Source organism: Chamaesiphon sp., assembly GCF_041738855.1.
Classification (GTDB): domain Bacteria; phylum Cyanobacteriota; class Cyanobacteriia; order Cyanobacteriales; family Chamaesiphonaceae; genus Chamaesiphon.
In genome coordinates this window covers 1-6,558 of sequence record NZ_JBGSPA010000040.1, presented here as the reverse complement: position 1 = coordinate 6,558, position 6,558 = coordinate 1, and the positions used below count along the sequence as shown (strand labels likewise).

Annotated in this window: 8 protein-coding genes; 3 read left to right on the top strand and 5 right to left on the bottom strand. The window is 43.2% G+C overall.

Annotated features, from left to right (window positions below):
• Positions 1 to 326 precede the first annotated feature (326 nt).
• The 3 genes from ACEW9I_RS05000 to ACEW9I_RS04990 all read left to right on the top strand — a co-directional run bounded on the left by ACEW9I_RS05000 (position 327) and on the right by ACEW9I_RS04990 (position 2,276).
• Entirely contained in the window at positions 327 to 548 is a 222-nt protein-coding gene (locus tag ACEW9I_RS05000; protein ID WP_373539261.1) for a hypothetical protein, read from the top strand.
• Between the two features lie 496 nt (positions 549 to 1,044).
• Positions 1,045 to 1,257 carry a hypothetical protein gene (locus tag ACEW9I_RS04995; RefSeq protein ID WP_373539260.1) on the top strand — a complete coding sequence of 71 codons (213 nt, stop codon included), beginning with the start codon at positions 1,045 to 1,047 and terminating at the stop codon, positions 1,255 to 1,257.
• 194 nt (positions 1,258 to 1,451) lie between these two features.
• The gene (locus ACEW9I_RS04990) at positions 1,452 to 2,276 is read left to right on the top strand and encodes a hypothetical protein (RefSeq protein ID WP_373539259.1); all 825 of its coding nucleotides are present in this window, start codon (positions 1,452 to 1,454) and stop codon (positions 2,274 to 2,276) included.
• Here the strand turns inward: ACEW9I_RS04990 and ACEW9I_RS04985 are convergent, their stop codons facing one another.
• The 5 genes from ACEW9I_RS04985 to ACEW9I_RS04965 form a co-directional block, all read right to left on the bottom strand.
• A complete protein-coding gene (locus ACEW9I_RS04985) occupies positions 2,277 to 2,513 on the bottom strand; it encodes a hypothetical protein (protein WP_373539258.1) in 237 nt (78 codons plus the stop codon). It abuts the gene before it with no gap.
• A gap of 3 nt (positions 2,514 to 2,516) precedes the next feature.
• Entirely contained in the window at positions 2,517 to 2,771 is a 255-nt protein-coding gene (locus tag ACEW9I_RS04980; protein WP_373539257.1) for a hypothetical protein, read from the bottom strand.
• Positions 2,772 to 2,819: 48 nt separating this feature from the next.
• Positions 2,820 to 3,290, bottom strand: a complete 471-nt coding sequence (locus ACEW9I_RS04975) for an RES family NAD+ phosphorylase (protein WP_373539256.1) — start codon at positions 3,288 to 3,290, stop codon at positions 2,820 to 2,822.
• Entirely contained in the window at positions 3,287 to 3,718 is a 432-nt protein-coding gene (locus ACEW9I_RS04970; RefSeq protein WP_373539255.1) for an antitoxin Xre/MbcA/ParS toxin-binding domain-containing protein, read from the bottom strand. The genes ACEW9I_RS04975 and ACEW9I_RS04970 overlap by 4 nt, the downstream gene beginning before the upstream one ends.
• Positions 3,719 to 4,139: 421 nt before the next feature.
• Positions 4,140 to 6,558: strawberry notch C-terminal domain-containing protein (locus ACEW9I_RS04965; RefSeq protein WP_373539254.1), on the bottom strand; the 2,419-nt coding region annotated here is incomplete at its 5' end.

Here is a 6,558-nt window from a genome sequence, read left to right as displayed (position 1 = left end):
TTAAATCAATGTTTTTTCAACTATTAATGATATTGATGGTGGATTTTAATGTGCCAAAAATTGAAAAAATTCTGCTGTTAGCCTAAAAGTGTTGAAATGCCTGAGTTTGAGGAGACAAAACTTCATCGAACTCAGGTTAATTGGGCGTAAGGGAGAATGGTGTTCACTGTTCTCATCAATGTTTTTCCACGCCCTTTTTCTCATATTTTCAACCCCTTGAATAGTAGAGCTAATATACTAGTGCAAGATGTGAGTATATCCCTTTTAGTGAGGCGATCAATTCTAACTGGATTCCATTTTCCACTAACCGACGGCTCAAAAAGTGGTTGAGAGAAGCGAGTCTGGCTCTTTGGAGTACGGGTTTAATTCCTTACCACCCCGATTACATTCCTGAAGCAGTTCTGATTGCTCAAGCTGAGGCTGAAGCTGCTGTGGAGGCTGCGCTGAAAGCGGAGGAAGCTGCTGCCCAGATCGAATCTGCCATTGAAGCTGCTGAGGCTACTACTGGGGAGGCGTTAGGAGAAGAGATCGACAAGCCCGATTTTTGAATGGTTAGTTGCCGCACAGCCTTAATTGCTGGCTTTTTACTGGTGGTGTGGGAAGTAATATTTTAACGTAGGGTTTGCCAATCTAATGGTAAGGCGATTGATTCGATCGCTTTAGCAGATAGTCGGGAGATCGTCGAACTGACGATCTCCCGACTGCGCGAAAAACTTTAAGCAGCCAAGATATAATAAGGTGACAAGATCCAGATCCTACAACTGTTGAGAGGTCTGATGACAATAGCTACTTCTACAGATACCAAAACATTGCTACTTGATGTCAGCAATACCACTCTAAATGTCACGCCAGAACAATTCGTTCGCGTAGCGTGAGCTTTGCTCAATCGCCTCTGCATCGATAATCCCGATCTCAGGCTGGAGTTGACGACCGATCGACAATTAATCCTTATATTAGGAGAAAACCATGGCATTCAGAAAACCAATTACTACTTTTGGTGGATTAATTTCTTAGAAAAATATTAAACAAAATGAACATTTTATTATGCAACAACATAAAGTTGGTCTTCCTCTATGGCCATATAAATATCGAATTACGCTAAGAGAAAATAGAATGGAAATAGCAAATTCTAACGATTTTCAAGAGATTGAGATGGACTGGAGCTATTTGGATAATAATGTCGTACCACAGCTTTCAAATAAAATTGATTTAGGAGACATAGATGTGATTGAAATTATTACTAAGCTGATTTTTTAATTCTTGCTTGTTGGAATTCTTGTGTAATTTTTGGAAAAGAAAGAAGCAGATATGGCATTATTTACAGGATCGACTAAATCAACTTTTTTCTGATAAAATAATTTTTAATTTAAAAAATAAATTACTATTAGGATGGAATACTCATGAGAGTCTATACATGGTTACCTTTAAAGAGTAAGAATTACGTTGGGCACATGGCAATTGAGATAGGGAATGAATATTTTAGTTTTAATCCTAATAGAAATGAACAAAATGCTGAATACGAATTATGGAATACTCTGGAGCAAGATAAAAATAGTTTTGGTAAAGAAGCAGATGAAATTATAAATATTAATGTAGATAGAATTTTTCATCCCTATATTTTTGACACATTTAACCCATCAGGAAATTATTATAGAGGCTTAGGAGGATGGTATTATAACTTATTCAAAAATAATTGTTGCCATGTTGTCGGTCACTTTATGTCAAGAGCAATTTTTCCATATCTAATCGATATTTTTGGAGATTCAGACAAAGATGATTATTGGCTAAAGTGGGAATCAATAAATCGCCACGCTAGACTTGAAAAAATTAAAAGCCTTTACTTCAAATACAATTTATATAGTGAAATTCCTATTAATAATCCTCTTGAATATCTATTTCACTGGCAGGAATTTGACATGTACAAAAAAGCTATTTATTATCTGCATGGACCTTCAGCAGCACAATCTGCCGCTAGCACCTATTCTCTACCCGATGAACATTATTTATTCAACCCTGGAAGTTTCATCCATTACGTAGCATATGCTGAGGCTGTTGTAGAAGATTTATCAGGAAGAGTTCCTTCTATTCCTTGGATTTATGAATATGAACAAAGTGATTATGGTCATTCAAGAAAAAGAGAAATAAAAGAATTTAAACGTCAAATTATTGGAATTAAAGGTGCAAAATTAAAATTCCCAAGATTAGCCACAAATTTAGACTTTGCTGTAAGCTCATTAGTACACTTCTTTGATCCTTATGGTGAACTAATGAGATGATTAGCTTAATAATTTAGGTATGGCTCTTTTAAGACAAATCAGCTTCACTCCTAAAGATTGCTGGGCAAGAGCTAGAGCCTGTCTACCAGCAGCAATCGCCACAGATACAGGATCGAGCGGATTTAGTTCTTTGGCAATTGCATCGGGGTCGATTAATAGAATCGATCGATCTAACTGTTTGGTTAATGTCGATTTACCAGAGCCATTAGCTCCAGCAACGACTGTCAAAGTTGGCATATTCTAGAGAATTTCACCGACTATTTTTTCGCTACTGTCTGCCTGGATTTCAATCTCAAATTTGCGCCCATCGGCTTCTTCTCTAACTAATTTATGACCGAGCATATAGTGAATCGGCTCGCCCATTGCTTTGAGACGAGCAATATCTTCCGCAACTTGTTTTTGTCCCGCTGCTGCCATCTTTCTAGCTCGAATCTCGATATCTTCACCAGGAATGATATTGAGATCGGGATCGATTTGAGGTTTGGTATAAGTCATAGTCTTTTCTCTTTCGATAAGATCGATTACCGTCAGGGTAATTCTATTTTAACTTTTCCAAAGCCTGGGATCTAGCTCAAATGGTTGCGGAGATTCTACCCTTAACTTCACAAAATCAGGGTGTGCCGGATTAATTAAATAGTTATATTCCATTGGAATAACCACCGAAGGCACGGCTAAAATCGCTGTTGAACCCGATTGAAACCATCGATCGCCCATAGCTGCCAAAATAGCAGGTGCGGGAATATTCCGCCAATCTGGAGGCAACTGAGCCACTTCTAGATACTCGATCTTTACCTCTGTTGGCACATCCACCCGAATGTAAGCCAACATCGTCGCCACATCTTCAACTTCCATGTGGACGAAGACTTCTAACGCTGCAAGTGAAAGCGTTCCCGAAGTGTAAACCATCCCCTGTCCACGAGAATTCCAGCGTCCACCGACTCGTCTTGCACCTTCGCCGCTAAAAGCTGTATCTGCATACTTGCGCTTAGAAATTCGCCACAGACTGAGACTCAACTGTACACTCCATACTCAATTCGATCGAGTAATTCCACCACCTGTTCTGTACCTGCATCCGTATCGAGTAGATCGACAGGCGCATGACCATTTAATCCTCGATTGGGTCGCTTCAGCCAACTAGTCGCCGTGTCAGCACTCTCAAATACATCCTGCGCTTGAGCCGCGACTCTCGCGAGTCGGTACAATCGATCGGACCAAGTAGCATTTAAAGGCTTATCTTCTTTCTGAAGTCTGACGATCGTTCGCACTGAAGTTCCTACAACCTTGGACATCTGAGCATCTGAGAGTTGGTAGTAATTAGCCACTCGCTTAAAAGACTCGATCGATAATCCGCGCCGGACTACTTCAGCCCGATCGTTAGCTGAAGATGAACTTGTCGAACCTGGAATTCCCAAAATATCCAGTAATTGGGTTGATGGAGACATAACTTACCTCAATTTAGGCATTTGTCTTAATCATAACGCTAAATGCTTGATTTCCCGATCGACCCATTCAGCGGTAATTTAGGATCGAGCATTATTCTATCAACACAAAGTAATTTTGATGTTTGTCGAATGCAATACCCAACTTGCGATCGATCCAGAAAAAGCAACCGCTTTCTTCCATATATATTTTTGAGGATGAATTGCTGGTAAATATCCGATTCAGACTTACAAAAAGTTCCAGACAACTTAACCTCTCGATTCCTGGTATATGCTAGACACTCTATTCTGCAAGCTATTCGGATTGTCATCAGATCTACTCTTTCTTTGTTCATGTAACCGAATCCCTAGCTCTAGTATTACTCGATAAGATCTCGATCGTGTGATTAAAATCCCCCGCTCGATATTAGGGGATTTTCTCTATTCAACCAGCTATCAAATTATCGATAATCTCGATCGCCGTATCTACCGGAATAAACACCTTAGTTCGATAGTTGATAATCTCTGTAAAGCAACCCAAAGCCTTGAGCCAATCGATTTTATTGCTACCATAAACAGCCACTACTTCCAACCGATCTTCCCCCTTATAATAGTTCCGCTGTAACTGCCACTGTCCCGCCGATGTCACCTCATTGCCTTTCCAAACTAGTTGGAAGATTTCATCGGCTGTCAGTTTAGATTCGCCAGCAATGCCAAAATCTCGATACACTTTATCGATTTTCAGCTTGTCGATTTCTCGCCCTAGTAACAACCGACCATCGTTAGTTTGGAGTCGATAGACGCGAGGACTTCCTGGCAATTGTCCCCAGATTGGCAGCAACAATCCACAGCACAGATAGATCCGTTCCCGATCGAACTCAGGAGCTAAATCGAGTAGTTGCTGCCACTGTCGCCAATATTGGTTGTTAGGAGTTTCAGGAATCCAGACCTTATCGAAGTCGGGTTTATCCAGGCGTTGATAGGTTTTGGGATGAACTGGGTGATAGAGGGTAACTATATCCACAATATTGCCACGGTGGGTGTGCTGGTCGGTAACGTGAGCGATCGCCAAATTACCATTTTTACTGTGACGGTAATAGCGGAAACCAGATTGGAGAGCAGCTTGTTGGGCGCGTTCTACCGATATCTGCTTCGGTTTATTCAGTTTATCGATCGCATAACAGATGGTTTCACCCCCAGAAGAGTGGGTACTCAACAATTGGGTATCGACTACCTCAAAGCCACCCTCCGCCCAAATTGTCTGTACCCCACGCTCGAATGTGCCATTGGCTTTAGCTTGGGCGATCCGCTCCAGAATCCGGTGCTCGAAGTCGGCGAATAACCGATTTTGGAGGTCGATTTTGAGAGCTAAGAGCCGATTGAGGAAGGTATTCATCTTGGGCAGATTATCTGATAAATTCCCGTCCTTATTCAGAAGCTTAAGTCCGGTATATTCGGCAAATTCTGCTGGTGAAATCCCATCGATCCCTTGCGCGTTCATGTCGGCGAAGAACTCTGCCAGGGCAGATTTAGAATAGGGGCTGGTGAAGTCGAGAATGCCGCGAAATAGCCCATTATTCCCCGTGTTGCGTTGCCCCTTCGTAATGGCACCCAACGAACTGAGACGGCTGGCAATCGTGGCTGTAAACCTCAATTCCCCCTTGACATCACTGGTGAGCAAGACGATTTCTGGTGGTTGGGCTTGGTTGCTGCGGTGAGATCTGCCGACCCCCTGGCAAGCAACTATCGGCTCGAACCCAGCCTCGACCAAATAATGTCGGCGTAACTGTTGATTGGCACAGGCGAGATCGGCGTGATAACTGCGTCCGGTGCCCCCCGCTGCCGAGAAAATCAGCACTCGTTTCTCACCAGATTGGAACGCAGCGGTTTCGGCAAGATTGCTCGCACCAGGACGTTGAGCTAGTTGATACCGTCCGTCCTCCAGGATAATCCGCTGACTGCGCCCCGTAATTTCTGCGACTCTATGATGACCAAAATGCCAATTAATCTGGTCTAACAGTCCGTTCACAGGGGGGAGTACCGACATCCGCTCGATTAGTCCATCTCGCAGTGCTAGTGCCTCTTGGGAGACGATGGGATTGCCTTCGGGGTCGGTCATCAATTCGCTTTTAGTCGCGCCGCTGTCGTCTACATAGGTTTGATAGAGGTTAATTGGGAAGGAATTCATCAAATAGTCGATGATGTTTTCTCTGGGGGTGAAATCGACAGCCCGCATATCTCCCCACTGACTGGTAGGAATATCGGCTAACTTGCGATTCATCAGAGCCTCATTAGTCGAGACAATTTGAATCACACAAGAACGACCTTCAGCCAAATCTCGTTCGATTCCATCGATTAAAGTAGCAGCTTTAGCCGCACATAATAGGGCATTAAAGAAACGTTGTTTGGCAGACTCGAATTGACTGCTAACCGCTGCTTTAGCTCTGCCATTGGTACATTTACCGCTCTCACTTTCCAATCCGATCGATCGGAGGACTTCATCGATTTGGTGGTGGATATAGACGCAGGCTTGGGCGTAAGTATCCCAAATTTCTCGCTGTGCTGGCGTTAGTTTATGAACGACCGTTTCAAACTTCACCCCCTCAAAACTCAGCGTCCTGGCAACGTAGATCCCCAATCGCTTGAGATCTTGAGCTACTAACTCCAGGGCAGATGTACCGGATGCTTCCATCTCACTGATAAACGCCGCTCTGGAGGCAAAGGGGAAAGCTTTAGTCTGCCACAGTCCCATCCGCTGGTAGTAGCTGAGGCTCGACACCTTAGCCGCACCCGTCGCACTCAGATATGTGACTCTAGCATTGGCTAAATGGTTAATTAATTGGGTACCAGCCAAAGCTTGAGCG

Coding starts and splice junctions, on each gene's coding strand:
- ACEW9I_RS04985 (WP_373539258.1), bottom strand. CDS start 2,513: ATGCCAACTTTGACAGTCGTTGCTGGAGCTAATGGCTCTGGTAAATCG.
- ACEW9I_RS04970 (WP_373539255.1), bottom strand. CDS start 3,718: ATGTCTCCATCAACCCAATTACTGGATATTTTGGGAATTCCAGGTTCG.
- ACEW9I_RS04990 (WP_373539259.1), top strand. CDS start 1,452: ATGGCAATTGAGATAGGGAATGAATATTTTAGTTTTAATCCTAATAGA.
- ACEW9I_RS04995 (WP_373539260.1), top strand. CDS start 1,045: ATGCAACAACATAAAGTTGGTCTTCCTCTATGGCCATATAAATATCGA.
- ACEW9I_RS04980 (WP_373539257.1), bottom strand. CDS start 2,771: ATGACTTATACCAAACCTCAAATCGATCCCGATCTCAATATCATTCCT.